The organism is Pseudoponticoccus marisrubri, from assembly GCF_001482405.1.
Lineage (GTDB): Bacteria > Pseudomonadota > Alphaproteobacteria > Rhodobacterales > Rhodobacteraceae > Pseudoponticoccus > Pseudoponticoccus marisrubri.
In genome coordinates, this window is sequence record NZ_LPXO01000004.1 from 41,257 (window position 1) to 56,130 (window position 14,874).

The 14,874-nt window shown below is 67.9% G+C and carries 20 protein-coding genes; 7 read left to right on the forward strand and 13 right to left on the reverse strand.

Translation table 11 applies throughout. The features are described from left to right. Positions 1-20 precede the first annotated feature (20 nt). The 12 genes from AVJ23_RS08145 to folK form a co-directional block, all read right to left on the reverse strand. Positions 21-350 carry a DUF1491 family protein gene (locus tag AVJ23_RS08145; protein ID WP_058861682.1) on the reverse strand — a complete coding sequence of 110 codons (330 nt, stop codon included), beginning with the start codon at positions 348-350 and terminating at the stop codon, positions 21-23. 90 nt (positions 351-440) lie between these two features. Continuing rightward, on the reverse strand, positions 441-1,349 hold the full coding sequence (gene era / locus AVJ23_RS08150; RefSeq protein WP_058861683.1) for a GTPase Era: 909 nt from the start codon (positions 1,347-1,349) through the stop codon (positions 441-443). Between the two features lie 67 nt (positions 1,350-1,416). Further along, the gene (locus AVJ23_RS08155) at positions 1,417-2,544 is read right to left on the reverse strand and encodes an MFS transporter (RefSeq protein WP_058861684.1); all 1,128 of its coding nucleotides are present in this window, start codon (positions 2,542-2,544) and stop codon (positions 1,417-1,419) included. Between the two features lie 123 nt (positions 2,545-2,667). After that, on the reverse strand, positions 2,668-3,345 hold the full coding sequence (rnc, locus tag AVJ23_RS08160) for a ribonuclease III (protein ID WP_058861685.1): 678 nt from the start codon (positions 3,343-3,345) through the stop codon (positions 2,668-2,670). After that, positions 3,342-4,175, reverse strand: coding sequence for a signal peptidase I (gene lepB, locus AVJ23_RS08165; protein WP_058861686.1), 834 nt, complete (start codon positions 4,173-4,175; stop codon positions 3,342-3,344). The genes rnc and lepB overlap by 4 nt, the downstream gene beginning before the upstream one ends. A gap of 98 nt (positions 4,176-4,273) precedes the next feature. Beyond that, positions 4,274-4,702, reverse strand: coding sequence for a holo-ACP synthase (gene acpS / locus AVJ23_RS08170; protein WP_058861687.1), 429 nt, complete (start codon positions 4,700-4,702; stop codon positions 4,274-4,276). 19 nt (positions 4,703-4,721) lie between these two features. Next, positions 4,722-5,189 carry a hypothetical protein gene (locus AVJ23_RS08175; protein WP_058861688.1) on the reverse strand — a complete coding sequence of 156 codons (468 nt, stop codon included), beginning with the start codon at positions 5,187-5,189 and terminating at the stop codon, positions 4,722-4,724. A 78-nt stretch (positions 5,190-5,267) separates the two neighbouring features. Then, the gene (locus tag AVJ23_RS08180) at positions 5,268-6,026 is read right to left on the reverse strand and encodes a pyridoxine 5'-phosphate synthase (protein WP_058861689.1); all 759 of its coding nucleotides are present in this window, start codon (positions 6,024-6,026) and stop codon (positions 5,268-5,270) included. An 81-nt stretch (positions 6,027-6,107) separates the two neighbouring features. Continuing rightward, positions 6,108-6,755, reverse strand: coding sequence for a DUF2062 domain-containing protein (locus AVJ23_RS08185; protein ID WP_058861690.1), 648 nt, complete (start codon positions 6,753-6,755; stop codon positions 6,108-6,110). Positions 6,756-6,776: 21 nt separating this feature from the next. Continuing rightward, a complete protein-coding gene (locus AVJ23_RS08190) occupies positions 6,777-8,915 on the reverse strand; it encodes a RelA/SpoT family protein (protein ID WP_058861691.1) in 2,139 nt (712 codons plus the stop codon). A gap of 31 nt (positions 8,916-8,946) precedes the next feature. After that, positions 8,947-9,300, reverse strand: a complete 354-nt coding sequence (gene rpoZ / locus AVJ23_RS08195; protein ID WP_058861692.1) for a DNA-directed RNA polymerase subunit omega — start codon at positions 9,298-9,300, stop codon at positions 8,947-8,949. 63 nt (positions 9,301-9,363) lie between these two features. Beyond that, on the reverse strand, positions 9,364-9,939 hold the full coding sequence (gene folK / locus AVJ23_RS08200; RefSeq protein ID WP_058861693.1) for a 2-amino-4-hydroxy-6-hydroxymethyldihydropteridine diphosphokinase: 576 nt from the start codon (positions 9,937-9,939) through the stop codon (positions 9,364-9,366). A 141-nt stretch (positions 9,940-10,080) separates the two neighbouring features. Between folK and AVJ23_RS08205 the strand changes: the two genes are divergently transcribed. Next, positions 10,081-10,653 carry a LabA-like NYN domain-containing protein gene (locus AVJ23_RS08205; RefSeq protein WP_058861694.1) on the forward strand — a complete coding sequence of 191 codons (573 nt, stop codon included), beginning with the start codon at positions 10,081-10,083 and terminating at the stop codon, positions 10,651-10,653. A gap of 36 nt (positions 10,654-10,689) precedes the next feature. Beyond that, entirely contained in the window at positions 10,690-11,127 is a 438-nt protein-coding gene (locus AVJ23_RS08210) for a YqaA family protein (protein ID WP_058861695.1), read from the forward strand. Here AVJ23_RS08210 and AVJ23_RS08215 read toward each other — a convergent pair. Then, the gene (locus tag AVJ23_RS08215) at positions 11,124-11,561 is read right to left on the reverse strand and encodes a c-type cytochrome (RefSeq protein WP_058861696.1); all 438 of its coding nucleotides are present in this window, start codon (positions 11,559-11,561) and stop codon (positions 11,124-11,126) included. The two genes, AVJ23_RS08210 and AVJ23_RS08215, sit on opposite strands and share 4 nt — an antisense overlap. A 122-nt stretch (positions 11,562-11,683) precedes the next feature. On the opposite strand from AVJ23_RS08215, the gene ispH reads away from it, so the two are divergent. The 5 genes from ispH to rnhA all read left to right on the forward strand — a co-directional run bounded on the left by ispH (position 11,684) and on the right by rnhA (position 14,872). Continuing rightward, positions 11,684-12,631 (forward strand): 4-hydroxy-3-methylbut-2-enyl diphosphate reductase, encoded by a 948-nt coding sequence (gene ispH, locus AVJ23_RS08220; protein WP_058861697.1) that lies wholly within the window; start codon positions 11,684-11,686, stop codon positions 12,629-12,631. A 20-nt stretch (positions 12,632-12,651) separates the two neighbouring features. Further along, a complete protein-coding gene (locus AVJ23_RS08225) occupies positions 12,652-13,263 on the forward strand; it encodes a LysE family translocator (RefSeq protein WP_058861698.1) in 612 nt (203 codons plus the stop codon). Positions 13,264-13,375: 112 nt separating this feature from the next. After that, positions 13,376-13,828, forward strand: a complete 453-nt coding sequence (locus tag AVJ23_RS08230; RefSeq protein WP_058861699.1) for a DUF3429 domain-containing protein — start codon at positions 13,376-13,378, stop codon at positions 13,826-13,828. Further along, positions 13,825-14,415: a class I SAM-dependent methyltransferase gene (locus tag AVJ23_RS08235; RefSeq protein ID WP_058861700.1), complete on the forward strand. Its 591-nt coding sequence runs from the start codon at positions 13,825-13,827 to the stop codon at positions 14,413-14,415. Before AVJ23_RS08230 ends, AVJ23_RS08235 begins: the two co-directional genes overlap by 4 nt. Continuing rightward, positions 14,408-14,872, forward strand: a complete 465-nt coding sequence (gene rnhA / locus AVJ23_RS08240) for a ribonuclease HI (RefSeq protein ID WP_058861701.1) — start codon at positions 14,408-14,410, stop codon at positions 14,870-14,872. Before AVJ23_RS08235 ends, rnhA begins: the two co-directional genes overlap by 8 nt. Positions 14,873-14,874: the final 2 nt, after the last annotated feature.

The following is a 14,874-nucleotide window of genomic DNA, read 5'->3' on the forward strand; positions in this document are numbered from 1 at the left end:
GGCATGGCGTGCCGGCAAGGTCATGCCAGCCCGTCCTCGTCCAGCAGGTGCCGCCCCTGCCGGTCCTCGACCTCGATCACCCAGAGATCGGGATCGGCGCGGCGCTGGCGGGCGATGGCCGCGTCGACGCCGGGCTCGTCGCCCGCGACCAGCTCGGACCAGCGGCGCGCGCCGGTCTCGAGGTCGAACCCGCGGGTGAAGGCCCGCGCCTGACCATCCAGCGTGGCCAGCTTGACCAGCACCGCGCCAGCCGTGTCATCGCCATGGGCCACGACGAAGGCCGGGATGTCCACCAGCCGTAGCCGCGCCAGGTAGGCGTCCACCCAGAAGCGCGCGGTCAGCCGGCTCATGACCGCCCCCGTCCCACAGGCGCGCGCAAATTTCGTTCACGAAATTTGCAAATTCCGTCCACGGAATTTGCCTGCGCGGGTGGAGAGGTCTCAGGCATTGCCGTCCCGGAAATCAAGGCCCATCTCGGAATAGCGCTCCGCCTCCTCGAGCCAGGATTCGCGTACCTTGACCTGCAGGAACAGGTGCACCTTCCGGCCCAGGAACTCCTCCAGCTCTTCGCGCGCCGCCTTCGAGATCGCTTTGATCGTTTCGCCCTTGTGGCCCAGCACGATTCCCTTGTGGCCGTCGCGGACCACGTAGATCATCTGGTCGACCCGGGCCGAGCCGTCCTTGCGTTCCTGCCAGCTCTCGGTCTCGACCGTCAGCTGGTAGGGCAGTTCCTGGTGCAGCCGCAGCGTCAGTTTCTCGCGCGTCATCTCGGCCGCGATCATGCGCAGCGGCAGGTCGGCGATCTGGTCCTCGGGGTAGAGCCACGGCCCCTCGGGCAGTTCCTCGGCCAGCCAGCGGCGCAGGTCCTCGACCCCGTGGCCCTTCTCGGCCGAGATCAGGAAGGTGCGCTCGAAGGCGTAGCGCTCGTTCAGAGCCTCGGTCAGGGCCAGCAGCGCCGGCGCCTCCACCCGGTCGATCTTGTTGATGGCCAGCGCCACGCGACGGCCCCGCGGCAGCTCGGCCAGCCCCTCGAGGATGCGCGCCACCCCGTCGGTCATTCCGCGATGCGCCTCGACCAGCAGCACCACGATATCGGCATCGGCGGCCCCGCCCCAGGCCGCGGCGACCATCGCTCGGTCCAGCCGGCGGCGCGGGCGGAACAGGCCCGGCGTGTCGACGAAGACCATCTGGCTGTCGCCCTCGATCGCCACGCCGCGGATCCGCGCGCGTGTCGTCTGGACCTTGTGGGTCACGATGGAGACCTTGGCGCCGACCATGCGATTGGTCAGCGTGGATTTGCCCGCGTTGGGCTCTCCGATCAGGGCGATGAAACCGGCCTTGGTGGTCATGTGTGCTCTCGTCTGGTGGCGCGCTGCAGTAGCGCATTTTCGCGTCGGACGCCATGGGGCATGACGGTCACGGGGTGCGCAGCCGTGCGGCCAAGGCAACGATCAGCAGGGCGAAGCCCGCCAGCAGCAGCAGCGCCACCTGCAGCGAGGTGGCCGCGGCGACGAAGCCGATCACCGGCGGGCCGAGCAGCATGCCGCCATAGCCCAGCGTGGCCACGCTGGCCAGCGCGCGCCCGGGCGAGACGTCGGGGTCGTTGGCCGCGCGCGAGAAGGCCAGCGGCACGATCACCGCGTAGCCCAGCCCCATCAGCGCGAACCCCGCCAGCGCCAGCCAGAACGTCCCGCCCGCGACCGCGGTCACCACGCCCAGTGCCGCGACGGCGCCGAAGAGCCGCGCGGTGCGCACCGGGCCCATCCATTGTACGGCGCGGTCGCCGGCCAGCCGCATCGCCACCATTGCGACCGAGAAGACCGCGTAGCCCAGGGCCGCCTGCGCCTCGGTGACCGAAAGCTCGGTGGCGAGAAAGACGGCGCTCCAATCCGCCATGGCGCCTTCGCCGATCGAGGCGCTGAAGGCGATCAGCCCGACCAGCACCAGCGGCCCGCGGGGCAGGGCGAAGACCGCGCCGCCGCCGCTGCGGGCCGAGTGCCAGGCGATCCAGGCGAAAGGCAGGGTCAGCACCGCCACCGCGCCACCGGCCAGCCAGAAATGCGCCACCGGTGCCAGCCCCGACTGCACGGCCAGGTAGCCCGCCCCGGCCCCCAAGCCGGCGCCAAGGCTGAACATGGCGTGGAAGAAATTCATCGTGGGTCGGGCAAGGTGACGTTCCACCTCGGCGGCCCAGCCATTCATCGCCACGTCCATCGCGCCATGGGTTGCACCGAAGAGCAGCAGGACCGCTGCCAGCACCGGCACGGAGGGCGCAAGCGGGAGCGCCAGCAGCGCGGCGAGATAGGCCATGGCCGTCCAGCGGGTGACACGCAGCGCGCCCAGCCGGTCGATCAGCCCGCCCGCCACCGGGAAGGACAGGATGGCCCCCAGCGCAAGGCAGAGCAGCAGCAGGCCCAGCATGTCCTCGCTCAGGTCGAACCGCGTCTTGAAGGCCGGGATGCGCGAGGCCCAGACCCCGAACAGCGCACCGTTGAACAGGAAGACGGCGCTCACTGCGCGTCTCGGCGTGCGCAGCGCCATCATGTGCGCAGGTCCATGACGGCGCGCGGGCCGGGGCGGAACAATCGGGGCATGGGCGGTCTCCTTTCCGGGACCGCGCTATCGCGGATCGCGACCCGATGCCAGAGGCCGGGCCCTGCGCGTCGCTCAGTCCAGCCGGTCCAGCAGGGCGCGGGCCGCGGCCTGTTCGGCCTGCCGTTTGGACTTGGCGCTGGAGGCGGCGCTTTCGCCGTTGGAGAGCTGCGCCTCGATCGTGAAGACGGGGGCATGATCGGGGCCCGAGCGGCCGGTCTCGCGATAGGCTGGCGGCGGCAGGCCACGCGCCTGCGCCCATTCCTGCAAGGCGGTCTTGGCGTCTTTGCTGTCCTCGTCCACATTGGCGATCCGCGCGCCCCAGAGCCGCAGGATCAGCGCCTTGGCCTCGGCAAAGCCGCCATCGAGATAGACCGCCGCGATCACCGCCTCGGTCGCGTCGCCCAGAAGCGCCATCTTGCGGCGCCCGCCGGACATCTGCTCGGACCGGCCCAGCTTGAGCGCGGCACCCAGGTCGACCTGCCGCGCGACATCGGCGCAGGTCTCCTTGCGCACCAGCGCGTTGTAGCGCGGGGCCAGCTGGCCCTCGGTGGCGCCGGGATCGCCGGCCAGCAGCGCCTCGGCCATCACGAGGCCCAGCACGCGGTCGCCGAGGAATTCCAGCCGCTGGTTGTCGTCGCGCCCGGGCCCCGACATCGAGGCATGGGTGAGCGCACGCCGCAGCAGGCGGGGATCCGCGAAACGGTAGCCCAGCCGCTCCTGCAGCGCGATCAGCTCGGCGGCGACCTTCATTCGATCTTCTTGAAGAACCGATCGCCGCGCCAGGTCCAGAAGAACAGCATGGACCGCCCGGCGGACGAGAACATGACGCGGCCGGCGCGGCCCACGAGATTTTCATAGGGCACGAAGCCGACACCGCCGGCGATATTGGGCACGCGGCTGTCCGAGGAATTGTCGCGGTTGTCGCCCATGAAGAAGTAATGCCCCTCGGGCACGGTATAGACCGGCGTGTTGTCCGAGCCCTGGCTGGCGATGTTCAGGATCGAATGGCTGTGGCCGTTGGGCAGGGTCTCGATGAATTTCTGCTTCTCGCAGACGCCGCCGGGGCCGACCGGCCCGTTCGAGCAGCGCGGGCGCAGGCGCTGCGGGCCTTGCGGTGCCGCGATCTCCTCGAAGATGCCGTCGGGCACGACCTCGACCGGCGCGTCATTGATGTGCAGCACGCCACTGCGGACCTGCAGCCGTTCGCCGGGCAGGCCGACCAGCCGCTTGATGAAGTCGCGCCCGGTGACCGGGTGGCGGAAGACCACCACGTCGCCGCGTTGCGGCTCGCCGCCGAACAGGCGCGTGTTGTCGCCATCGGCCCAGCCGCAGAAATCCTGCGCGTCGATGTCGATGCCGAAGCGCGGGATGATGATCGAGGGGCAGGAGGCGTAGGAATAGCCATAGGCCATCTTGTTGACGAAGAGGAAATCGCCGATCAGCAACGTGTCCTTCATCGAGCCGGACGGGATCCAGAAGGGCTGGAACAGGAAGGTGCGGAAGATGCCCGCGATCAGCAGCGCATAGACGATCGTCTTGATCGTCTCCAGAATGCCGCCCTTTTTCTCGTCACTTGCCATGCATCTGCCCCTTGCCCGCGCGATCCCGCGCTTCATGGGCGGCAGGGCAGGGCGTGTCAAGGCGACAGGTCGGTCGCGGGCGCGCCTGCCTCCGGCGATCAGCCAATCGCAGCCCCCGGGGCGACGGTGCCCTCGGGCAGCGCCTCGATCACCACGAAGGCCTGCGCCCAGGGGTGGTCGTCGGTCAGGGTGACGTGGATGATCGCCTCGAACCCGGCGGGCGTCATGGCGGCAAGACGCTCCTGCGCCCAGCCGGTCACGTGCATCACCGGCTGGCCGCTGCGCAGGTTGGTGACGGACATGTCCTTCCAGGCGATGCCCATGCGCAGCCCGGTTCCCAGCGCCTTTGAGCAGGCCTCCTTGGCGGCCCAGCGCTTGGCATAGGTGCCCGCCACGTCGGCGCGACGCTCGGCCTTGGCCTGCTCGGTCTCAGTGAAGACACGGTTGCGGAACCGGTCTCCGAAGCGCTCGAGCGTGCGCTCGATCCGCTCGATATTGGCCAGGTCGGTTCCGATGCCGAGGATCATGTGCAGATGGTCCGTCCGGTCACAGCAGCAATTCGCCGCGGATCTCGCCGGTGGCCTGGTTCAGGGTGAAGCTGAGCGTCGTCCAGACCAGCTGTTCATGGCCCAGCTGGTAGATCTGCACCGGCACGGCAAAAGTCAGCCCGGTGGCCGGGTCGTAGCTGGCGGTCAGCTCGTCGAAGCGCATCCCGGAAAAGCCCATCCCGTTCGTGCCGATCACCTTGCACTGGCGGTCGCCCAGCTCGGCGAAGGGGGGCGAGAGCACCAGCAGGTAGGCCCAGCCGGCGGCGGGCTCGATCGTGTCGAGAAAGGCGATGCGGGTCTTGCCGTTCGAGAAGGTGCGGCTGTTGTCCTCCCATGGCTCCACGATGTTGCGCGCGCTGGCCTGCCAGTCGCAGTCCGACACCTCGACCGAGGGCATGTCAGTGTCCGCCCAGCCGGCGCTGGCGGTGGCGAGCCCGAGGCTCAGGACGGCGGCAAGGCGGATCATGGCGGCGCGGTGCTCCGGCAGGGGGTGGATTCGCGGATCAGGTTAGCATGCGGTCGCGGGCAGGGAACGTCCCATTACTCAGCCCTCGGCGCGGGCCACGTCCATCAGGCGGCGCATCTCGGCGATGGCCGGCTGCAGCCCGCGGAAGATCGCCTCGCCGATCAGGAAATGGCCGATATTCAGCTCCATCACCTCGGGGAAGGCGGCGACGGGCATGACGGTCTCGTAGGTCAGCCCGTGCCCGGCATGGACCTCGAGCCCCAGCGAATGCGCCAGGGCCGACATCTCGCGCATGCGCTCCAGCTCGGCATCGCGGGCAGCGAGATCGCCCTCGGCGTGGAAATCGCAATAGGCGCCGGTGTGCAGCTCGATCACCTGCGCGCCGATCCGGTGCGCGGCCTCGATCTGGCGGGCATCGGCGGCGATGAAGATCGACACGCGGCAGCCGGCCTCGCGCAGGGGGGCGATGAAATGCGCCAGCCGGTTCTCTTCGCGGGCCACTTCCAGCCCGCCCTCGGTGGTGCGCTCCTCGCGCTTCTCGGGCACGATGCAGACCGCGTGCGGCTTGTGGCGCAGGGCGATCTTCTGCATCTCCTCGGTCGCGGCCATCTCGAAGTTCAGCGGCAGGGCCAGCGCGCCCATCAGCCCCTCGATATCGGCATCCGAGATATGGCGGCGATCTTCGCGCAGATGTGCCGTGATGCCGTCGGCGCCGGCTGCCTCGGCCAGTTTCGCGGCCCGGATCGGGTCGGGATAGGCGCTGCCGCGCGCGTTGCGCACGGTGGCGACGTGGTCGATGTTCACGCCAAGGCGCAGACGCCCCGCATACTCGGTCATCGGATGCCCTCCAGAGATTTGATCAAAACCTAGTCCGGCCCCGCGGGAAAGAAAACCGCCAAAGCGGCGCGAACAGCGGTCTCAGTCGGCGCGGCCCTCGGCCTTCTTTTTCTTGAGTGCGGCCAGCTTTTCCTTGAGCACGCCCTTGCGGCGGTTCTGGTAGGCGGTGATCAGCGGCAGCGAAACGTAATAGGCGATGATCCCGCAGATGATGCCGGGGATGATCCCGCCGATCATGTAGGGAAAGAACACCTCGTCATAGAAGATGCGCAGGTCGTTCCAGTTCGCGTCGCGCGCGGTGAAGAGCGCGCGCAGATTGTCCCAGAGATCCTCGCCCGCCTTGATGAATTTCCGGCCGAGGTTGCCCTTGTGGTCGGGCGGCACGCGGTCCTGCAGGCCCAGCAGCCAGTAGCCGGTCTTCATCGCGATGACGCCGATCGGCACGTAGGTCAGCGGGTTGCCGAAGAAGGTGGCCAGGATCGCCGCCAGCATGTTGCCGCGCATGATGAAGGCCAGCGCCGCCGAGATCACGAAATGCAGCCCGTAGAACGGGGTAAAGCTGGTGAAGACGCCGGCAAAGATGCCGCGGGCGATCTTTTCGGGCGGGTCGGGCAGGCGGTTCAGACGATGGCGCACATAGCGCGCGGCGCGCGCCCATCCGCCTTTCGGCCAGAGCGTCTCCCAGAGGATCTGCCAGACCGGTCGCCTGTCGCGTCGCTTGAAGACCACGTCCTGCCTTTCCTCGCGTCGTCACTCCGCCGCTGCGGGGGCCGCAGCCAACCCGGGATCGCGCCGCCTCTCGACCGAGGCAAGGTCGCTCTCGGCTTCGAGTGCCGAGATCACGGAATGCAGATGTTCCGCGTCGCGCAAGTCCACATCCACCAGAAGTCGGTAAAAATCCGGTTTCTTGTCTGCAAAGGTCATGTCCGAGATATTGGCCTTCCGCTCGCCGATCAACGTGCAAATATGTCCCAGAACCCCGGCATCGTTGGTGATCGTCAGGTCCAGCGTGACCGTGTAGACCGGCGGATGGGTGCCCGCGGCCCAGTGCAGGTCCATCCAGCGGGCCGGCTGGTCCTCATAATCGGCCAGCGTGGCGCAGTCGATGGCATGCACCGCCACGCCGCGGCCGCGATGCGCCAGGCCCACGATGCGCTCGCCCGGCAGGGGCTGGCAGCAGGGCGCGCGCTCGAATCCCTGGCCATGTTCCAGCCCGACCACGGCGCGCTTGACCTCGACATCGCCGTCCTCCTCGATGGCAAGGTCGGGATAGACCGCCTCGACCACCTCGCGCGCGGTGATCTCGGCGCTGCCCAGCCGCGCCAGCAGCGTCGAGCGGTCATCCATGCGCAGCGTCGCGGCGGCCTTTTCCAGCACCTTGTCGGTGGCCTTCTTGCCGTGATTCTCGAAGGCGGCGCGCGCCAGTTCGCGGCCCAGCCGGACGAATCGCTCGCGATTGGCTTCGCGCAGGGCGCGGCGGATCGCGGTCTTGGCCTTGCCAGTGGTGGCGATGTCCAGCCACGTGGCCTGCGGGGTCTGGCCCTCGGCGGTGATGATCTCGACCGACTGGCCGTTCTTCAGCCGGGTCCAGAGCGGCACGCGGATCCCGTCCACCTTGGCGCCCACGCAGGCCGAGCCGATCCGCGTATGGATGGCATAGGCATAGTCCAGCGGCGTGGCCCCCTTGGGCAGCTTGACCACGTCGCCCTTGGGGGTGAAGCAGAACACCTTGTCGGTGTACATCTCCAGCTTGACCGCCTCCATGAAGGCGTCGTGATCTTCCTCGGCGTCGAACTGTTCGGTCAGCGAGGCGATCCACTTGGCCGGGTCCACGGCAAAGGGGTTCTCGGCCCGCTCGCCGTCGCGATAGGACCAATGCGCGGCGACGCCGGTTTCGGCGACCTCGTGCATCTGGCGGGTGCGGATCTGCACCTCGACCCGCTTGCCGTCGCGCCCCGAAACGGTGGTGTGGATCGAGCGGTAGCCGTTCGACTTGGGCTGGCTGATATAGTCCTTGAAGCGCCCCGGCACCGCGCGCCAGCGCTGGTGAATGGCGCCCAGCGTGGCGTAGCAATCGGCATCCTTCTGGGTGATGATGCGAAAGCCATAGATGTCGGACAGCCGCGAGAAGCCGATCTTCTTCTCCTGCATCTTGCGCCAGATCGAGTAGGGCTTCTTGGCGCGGCCGAACACCTCGGCCTCGATCCCGGCCTTCTCCAGCTCGTGGCGCATGTCGTTGGTGATGCGCTGGATGACGTCGCCGGTTTCCTTCTGCAGTGTGATGAAGCGCCGGATGATCGAGGAGCGCCCTTCGGGATTCAGCACCCGGAAGGCGAGGTCTTCCAGCTCCTCCCGCATGGATTGCATCCCCATGCGGCCGGCCAGCGGCGCGAAGATCTCCATCGTCTCGCGCGCCTTCTGCAACTGCTTTTCCTGTCGCATGGCGCGGATCGTGCGCATGTTGTGCAGCCGGTCGGCCAGCTTGACCAGGATCACGCGGAAATCCTTGGACATGGCCATGAAGAGCTTGCGGAAATTCTCGGCCTGCCGCGTCTCGGAGCTGGAGAGCTGCAGGTTGGTCAGCTTGGTGACCCCGTCGACCAGGTCGGCGATCTCATGGCCGAAGCGTTCGGCGATCTCGGAATAGGTCGAGCGGGTGTCCTCGATCGTGTCGTGCAGCAGCGCGGTGACGATGGTGGCATCGTCCAGCTGCTGCTCGGTCAGGATCGCGGCAACAGCCACCGGATGCGTGAAATAGGGCTCGCCCGACTTGCGGACCTGCCCGTCATGCATCTGGCGGCCGTAATCGAAGGCCGAGCGGATCAGCGCTTCGTTCGTTTTCGGATTGTAGTTCCGGACCAGGACGATGAGGTCATCGGCCGAGATCATGGGCGATCATCCTCCGGTCCGGCGTGGCGGGTCACCCCTGGCCCTGCGCCTCCATGAGTGCGCGCAGCAGCTTCTCTTCGGACATGTCGTCTTCCTGAGGCTTGTCCTGCTCGGCACCCATGAGCAGTGCCATGGCATCGTCCTCGGGCTCGTCCACCTCGATCTGGGTCTGGTTCGACTCGATCAGGCGTTCGCGCAGCTCGTCGGTGGACTGGGTCTCCTCGGCGATTTCGCGCAGGGCGACGACCGGGTTCTTGTCATTGTCGCGATCGACCGTGATGGCCGCGCCGGACGAGATCTCGCGCGCCCGGTGAGCGGCGAGCATCACCAGCTCGAACCGGTTGGGTACCTTGTCAACGCAATCTTCTACCGTCACGCGGGCCATGTAAACGCTCCACCTATGTCAAGGATGCATTAAGGTGTCAGATGTAACGGGCATGGCGCGGATTTACAAGGCGATTCCCGGCAGCGGCACGGCAGAGGCCCGCTGCTCGGCGGGCAGGTGCGCCAGCAGGCTCGCGACATCCTGTCGCAGAAGCGGGTGGACCCAGCCCGGCGCGATGTCGGCCAGCGGCACCAGCACGAAGGCCCGGTCCTGCAGCCGCGGATGCGGCAGTACCAACTGCCCCGGCGTCGCGCTGCGCTGCGCATCAAGGGGCAGCTCGCGCCATTCAGCCTGCGTCTGCACATCGGGCAGAACCTGCGGCCCGGCGGCCAGCAGGTCGAGATCCAGCGTCCGGCTGCCCCAGCGCACCTGCCGCGCCCGCCCCAGCCCGGCCTCGACATCATGCAGGATCTCCAGCAGCCGGGCCGGGGAGCACGCCGCGCCTACCGCGGCGCAGGCATTCACGTAATCGGGCCCTGCACCTGTAGGGAAACAGGGGGTCCGGAAGAAGCGACTGACGCGGCGTAGCCTTACATCGCGGTTGCGCAATTCAACCAGAGCGGTAGAGAGGGTCGCGGCGGGGTCGCCCGCCTGCGAACCGAGGTTGGATCCGAGTGCAATCAAGAATTCTTGTACCATAGAGAGCGATCCGCTATCCTTGAGGATATATTGTGGTTCTTGAACAGGCCGGAAAAACCCTTACCCTCTGCAGACCGGGTCCGCCATTCCACTCACACTCACGGCGTTTTCGGCGGGCCATTTTTGGCGAAAGGACATTTGATGTTTTACAAGGACGAACGGCTTGCGCTGTTCATCGACGGGTCGAACCTCTACGCCGCCGCGAAGGCGCTGGGCTTCGACATAGACTACAAGTTGCTCCGGCAAGAATTCGCGCGTCGCGGGAAGATGGTGCGCGCGTTTTATTACACCGCCCTGCTGGAGAATGACGAGTACTCGCCGATCCGCCCGCTGGTGGACTGGCTGCATTACAACGGTTTCAGCATGGTGACGAAGCCGGCCAAGGAATATACCGACAGCCAGGGCCGCCGGAAGGTCAAGGGCAACATGGATATCGAGCTGACGGTCGATGCCATGGAGCTTGCGCCGCGCGTGGACCACATCGTGCTGTTCTCGGGCGATGGCGACTTCCGTCCGCTGGTCGAGAGCCTGCAGCGGCAGGGCGTGCGCGTCTCGGTCGTCTCGACCATCCGCTCGCAGCCGCCGATGATCGCCGACGAGCTGCGCCGCCAGGCCGACAACTTCATCGAGCTGGACGAGCTGCGCGAGGTCATCGGCCGCCCGCCGCGCGAACAGCAGGTGGAGCGCAACTTCGAGGTTGCCAGCAGCAAGTAAGGGGCAGCGTCCTTATGGGGATGAGGGCAACCTGCCATGTGGGGTGAGGCCGCCGCCTTGGGCGGCCTTTTCCTTGCCGCCTTCGGCGCGGCCACCTTCCTGCCCTTCCAGTCCGAGATCGTCTTTGCCGCGATGCAGCTGCGCGATGCCTGGCCGATCGTGACGCTGGTGGTCGTGGCCTCGATCGGCAACACGCTGGGCTCGGCGGTGAACTACGCGATGGGGCTGGGCGCCGAGCGCTTCAAGCACCGCCGCTGGTTTCCCGCCACCGAGGCGCAGCTGGCCCGCGCGCAGGCCTGGTACCAGCGCTGGGGCGTCTGGTCGCTGCTGCTGTCCTGGGCGCCGCTGGGCGACGCGATCACGCTGGTGGCCGGCGTCATGCGCACCCCGCTCTGGCTGTTCCTCGCGCTTGTCGGCTTCGCCAAGACCGTGCGCTACATCATCTTCGCCGCGCTGACGGCGGGGTTTCTCTAGTCGCCCAGCACGCGCGCGTTGATGTTGTTATGTGTCTCGATCACCGTGTCCGGCCAGGTGCTCTTGATATAGGCCAGCACGTTCAGGATCTCGTCCTGTGTCAGCGTGTCGCCATAGCCGGGCATGTTGGACCGGTAATTGCCGCCGATCAGCGCCTCGGTGCCCAGTGTCACGATCCGGACCAGCAGCGGGTCGGCATGGTGCCATGTGTGCCCTGTCTCGTCATGGGGCGGTGCGGGAAGATAGCCGTCCGCAGTCCGCTCGCGCCAGTTCGGCTCTCCTTCCAGTTCGGCACCGTGACAGGCCGCGCAATACGTCTCGTATAGCGCGGCCCCCTCGGCCACGCGCGCCGCATCCTCGTAGGGCAACAGCCCCGCGGCCACAGAAGACCCGGCCAGCATCACAAGGATCGTCGGGGTTGTCAGTCGTCGCATCGCTCTCCTCCTGCCGCGAACCCTTTTGAAGCACCCTCCAGCGCGGGAAGGGCAAGACAATTCCGCGCGGGGCTGGACGGGTCCTTGCGCAATCATTAGGTCGGACACCAAGGAGACGTGCCATGACTTCAGCCCTGACCCTCTACCTCGCCGCCCCGCGCGGCTTCTGCGCCGGTGTCGACCGGGCGATCAAGATCGTCGAGATGGCGCTGTCGAAATGGGGGGCGCCGGTCTACGTGCGCCACGAGATCGTGCACAACAAATACGTCGTCGACGACCTGCGCGCCAAGGGCGCCGTCTTCGTCGAGGAGCTGGAAGACTGCCCCGATGACCGGCCAGTGATCTTTTCCGCCCATGGCGTGCCCAAGGCCGTTCCGGCCGAGGCCGCCCGGCGCGAGATGATCTACGTGGATGCCACCTGTCCGCTGGTCTCCAAGGTCCATATCGAGGCCGCGCGCCATTCCGAGAACGGGCTGCAGATGATCATGATCGGTCACGCCGGCCACCCCGAGACCGTGGGCACCATGGGCCAGCTGCCCGATGGCGAGGTGTTGCTGGTCGAGACGGTCGAGGATGTGGCCCATGTCCAGGTCCGCGATCCCGAGCGGCTCGCCTTCGTCACCCAGACCACCCTGTCGGTGGATGACACGGCCGAGATCGTCGCCGCCCTGCAGGCCCGCTTCCCCTCCATCGTCGGCCCGCACAAGGAAGATATCTGCTACGCCACCACCAACCGGCAGGAAGCGGTCAAGGCCATCGCACCCAGGGCCGATGCGCTACTGGTCGTAGGCGCGCCCAACTCGTCGAACTCCAAGCGGCTGGTCGAGGTCGCCCGCCGCGCCGGCTGCGACTATGCTCAGCTGGTGCAGCGCGCGGCCGATATCGACTGGCGCGCGCTTGAGGGGGTGCACAGCGTCGGCATCACCGCCGGGGCCAGCGCGCCCGAGGTGCTGATCGACGAGGTGGTCGACGCCTTCCGCACCCGTTTCGACGTGACGGTCGAGACGGTCGAGACCGCAGAAGAGAATGTCGAGTTCAAGGTGCCCCGCGTGCTGAGACAACCGGCCTGACGCCCGACGGAGACCAAGTCATGACCCTTGCCTTCCTGCTGACCGCCTTCATCGTCTGCCTGGCACCGGGTCTTGGCGTCATCTACACGCTGTCGGTCACGCTGGGCCGCGGCCTCGGCCCGGGGCTCTGGGCAGTGGCGGGCTGCACGTTGGCCACGGCGGTGCATCTGGGCCTCGCGCTGGCCGGGCTTGCCGCGGTGCTGCATGCCTCGGCGCTGCTCTTTGCCGCGATCAAATATGCCGGGGTCGCTTACCTGCTCTGGATGGCCTGGGGCACTCTGCAGGGGCAGGGCGCGCTGGACGTCCAAGCCGAGACGCGCCCCGGGCCGGCATCGCGCATCATCCGGCGCGGCGTGCTGATCAACCTGCTCAACCCCAAGCTGCCCATGTTCTTCATGGCCTTCCTGCCGCAATTCATCGCCCAAGGCGACCCGGCCCCCACGGCGCGGCTGATCGAGCTGGGGCTGGCCTTCGTCGCCATGACCGGCGCGGTCTTTGCCGGCTACGCGCTGGCCGCAGGCTGGCTGCGCGCCCGCGTGGTGGAAAGCCCCCGCGCCATGGCCTGGCTGCGCCGCGCCTTCGCCGCCTCCTTCGCCGGGCTGGGGCTCAAGCTCGCGGCCGAGCGCGCCTGACCGCGGCATCGGGCGATGGCCTTTCCTTTCATCTTTCCCTAAATACTCCGGGGAGCGCGAGGGGCCGGCCCCTCGCTTCCCGACATCTCCTTCGGCGCAGAGGTTTCGCCCCGTGCACCAGATCCCCCGCTCCGCCCTGATCCTCGGCCTGGCCGGTGTGCTGCCCTTCGCCTGGGGCGCGCTGACGCTCCTCTGGGACGGGCTCGCCCAGTGGGGCCTGCAAACCCTCGGGCCGCGTTTCGTGGGGCCCTATGTGCAGCTCTTCTACGGGGCGGTGATCCTCTCCTTCATGTCCGGTGTGCTCTGGGGGTTTGCCACGCGGGCCGAGGGCGACCGCGCCGCGCTGGGATACGGGCTGTCGGTGATCCCGGCGCTCTGGGCCTTCTTCACCACCGGCGGCGGGCCGGACAGCGCGGGGCTCAGCCTGATCGCGGGCTTCGTGGGGCTGCTGGCGCTCGACTGGCAGTTCTGGCGCTGGAGGCTGGCACCGCGCTGGTGGCTGGCGCTGCGCCTGCTGCTGACCGCGCTGGTGGTGCTCTGCCTCGGCATCGGGGTGCTGATATGAGCGATCCCGAAACCATCCGCGTCTATGACAGCCGCGCCGGCGAGTATGCAAGGGTCACCGCAAGCGACGGGCCTGACGCTACGCTGCAGGCCTTCATCGCGGCATTGCCGCCGGGCGGCCGCGTTCTGGATCTCGGCTGCGGGCCCGGGCTTTCGGCGGGTCACATGGCGGCGGCGGGCCTGGAGGTCGAGGCGTGGGACGCCTCGGCCGAGATGGTGGCGCTGGCCGCCGCCCGGCCCGGCGTCACCGCGCGGCAGGCCGTGTTCGAGGATCTGCAGGCCGAGGCCGCCTATGACGGGGTCTGGGCCAATTTCAGCCTGCTGCACGCGCCGCGCGCTGCCATGCCGGGGCATCTTGCCGCGATCAAGCGTGCGCTGAAGCCCGCCGGTCTGCTGCATCTCGGCCTCAAGACCGGCGAGGGCGCGCGGCGCGACGCGCTTGGCCGGCACTACACCTATTACACGCAAGATGCGCTGTTCGACCTGTTGCGGGCCGCGGGGCTGCGTCCGGGCCCGGCCCGGCACGGGGCCGATACCGGGCTGGACGGGGTCGTGGCGCCCTGGATCACGGTGACCGCCCATGCCTGAGCTTTTCGCCTATACCGACGGGGCCTGTTCCGGAAATCCCGGGCCGGGGGGCTGGGGCGTGCTGCTGCGCGCCACCGAGGGCGAGACCATCCTGAAGGAGCGCGAGCTGAATGGCGGCGAGGCGCAGACCACCAACAACCGGATGGAGCTCCTGGCCGCGATCAACGCGCTCGAGCAGTTGGCCCGCCCCTCGACCATCACCATCGTCACCGACAGCGCCTATGTGAAGAACGGCGTCACCGGCTGGATCCATGGCTGGAAGCGCAACGGCTGGAAGACCGCCGCCAAGAAGCCGGTCAAGAATGTCGAGCTCTGGCAGCGGTTGGATGCGGCGCAGCAGCGCCACGACGTGACCTGGCAATGGGTCAAGGGCCATGCCGGCCACCCCGAGAACGAGCGCGCCGACGAGCTGGCCCGCGCCGGCATGGCCCCGTTCAAGCCCGCCCGCTCGGGCTGAGA

Excerpts from the sequence above, each read along its gene's own strand:
- AVJ23_RS08180 (WP_058861689.1), bottom strand. The coding sequence starts at position 6,026 with ATGACCGAGTATGCGGGGCGTCTGCGCCTTGGCGTGAACATCGACCAC.
- folK (WP_058861693.1), bottom strand. The coding sequence starts at position 9,939 with ATGGTACAAGAATTCTTGATTGCACTCGGATCCAACCTCGGTTCGCAG.
- AVJ23_RS08205 (WP_058861694.1), top strand. The coding sequence starts at position 10,081 with ATGTTTTACAAGGACGAACGGCTTGCGCTGTTCATCGACGGGTCGAAC.
- AVJ23_RS08225 (WP_058861698.1), top strand. The coding sequence starts at position 12,652 with ATGACCCTTGCCTTCCTGCTGACCGCCTTCATCGTCTGCCTGGCACCG.
- rnhA (WP_058861701.1), top strand. The coding sequence starts at position 14,408 with ATGCCTGAGCTTTTCGCCTATACCGACGGGGCCTGTTCCGGAAATCCC.
- AVJ23_RS08175 (WP_058861688.1), bottom strand. The coding sequence starts at position 5,189 with ATGATCCGCCTTGCCGCCGTCCTGAGCCTCGGGCTCGCCACCGCCAGC.
- ispH (WP_058861697.1), top strand. The coding sequence starts at position 11,684 with ATGACTTCAGCCCTGACCCTCTACCTCGCCGCCCCGCGCGGCTTCTGC.
- rnc (WP_058861685.1), bottom strand. The coding sequence starts at position 3,345 with ATGAAGGTCGCCGCCGAGCTGATCGCGCTGCAGGAGCGGCTGGGCTAC.
- era (WP_058861683.1), bottom strand. The coding sequence starts at position 1,349 with ATGACCACCAAGGCCGGTTTCATCGCCCTGATCGGAGAGCCCAACGCG.
- AVJ23_RS08210 (WP_058861695.1), top strand. The coding sequence starts at position 10,690 with ATGTGGGGTGAGGCCGCCGCCTTGGGCGGCCTTTTCCTTGCCGCCTTC.
- AVJ23_RS08155 (WP_058861684.1), bottom strand. The coding sequence starts at position 2,544 with ATGATGGCGCTGCGCACGCCGAGACGCGCAGTGAGCGCCGTCTTCCTG.
- AVJ23_RS08215 (WP_058861696.1), bottom strand. The coding sequence starts at position 11,561 with ATGCGACGACTGACAACCCCGACGATCCTTGTGATGCTGGCCGGGTCT.
- lepB (WP_058861686.1), bottom strand. The coding sequence starts at position 4,175 with ATGGCAAGTGACGAGAAAAAGGGCGGCATTCTGGAGACGATCAAGACG.
- AVJ23_RS08235 (WP_058861700.1), top strand. The coding sequence starts at position 13,825 with ATGAGCGATCCCGAAACCATCCGCGTCTATGACAGCCGCGCCGGCGAG.
- AVJ23_RS08190 (WP_058861691.1), bottom strand. The coding sequence starts at position 8,915 with ATGATCTCGGCCGATGACCTCATCGTCCTGGTCCGGAACTACAATCCG.
- rpoZ (WP_058861692.1), bottom strand. The coding sequence starts at position 9,300 with ATGGCCCGCGTGACGGTAGAAGATTGCGTTGACAAGGTACCCAACCGG.
- acpS (WP_058861687.1), bottom strand. The coding sequence starts at position 4,702 with ATGATCCTCGGCATCGGAACCGACCTGGCCAATATCGAGCGGATCGAG.
- AVJ23_RS08145 (WP_058861682.1), bottom strand. The coding sequence starts at position 350 with ATGAGCCGGCTGACCGCGCGCTTCTGGGTGGACGCCTACCTGGCGCGG.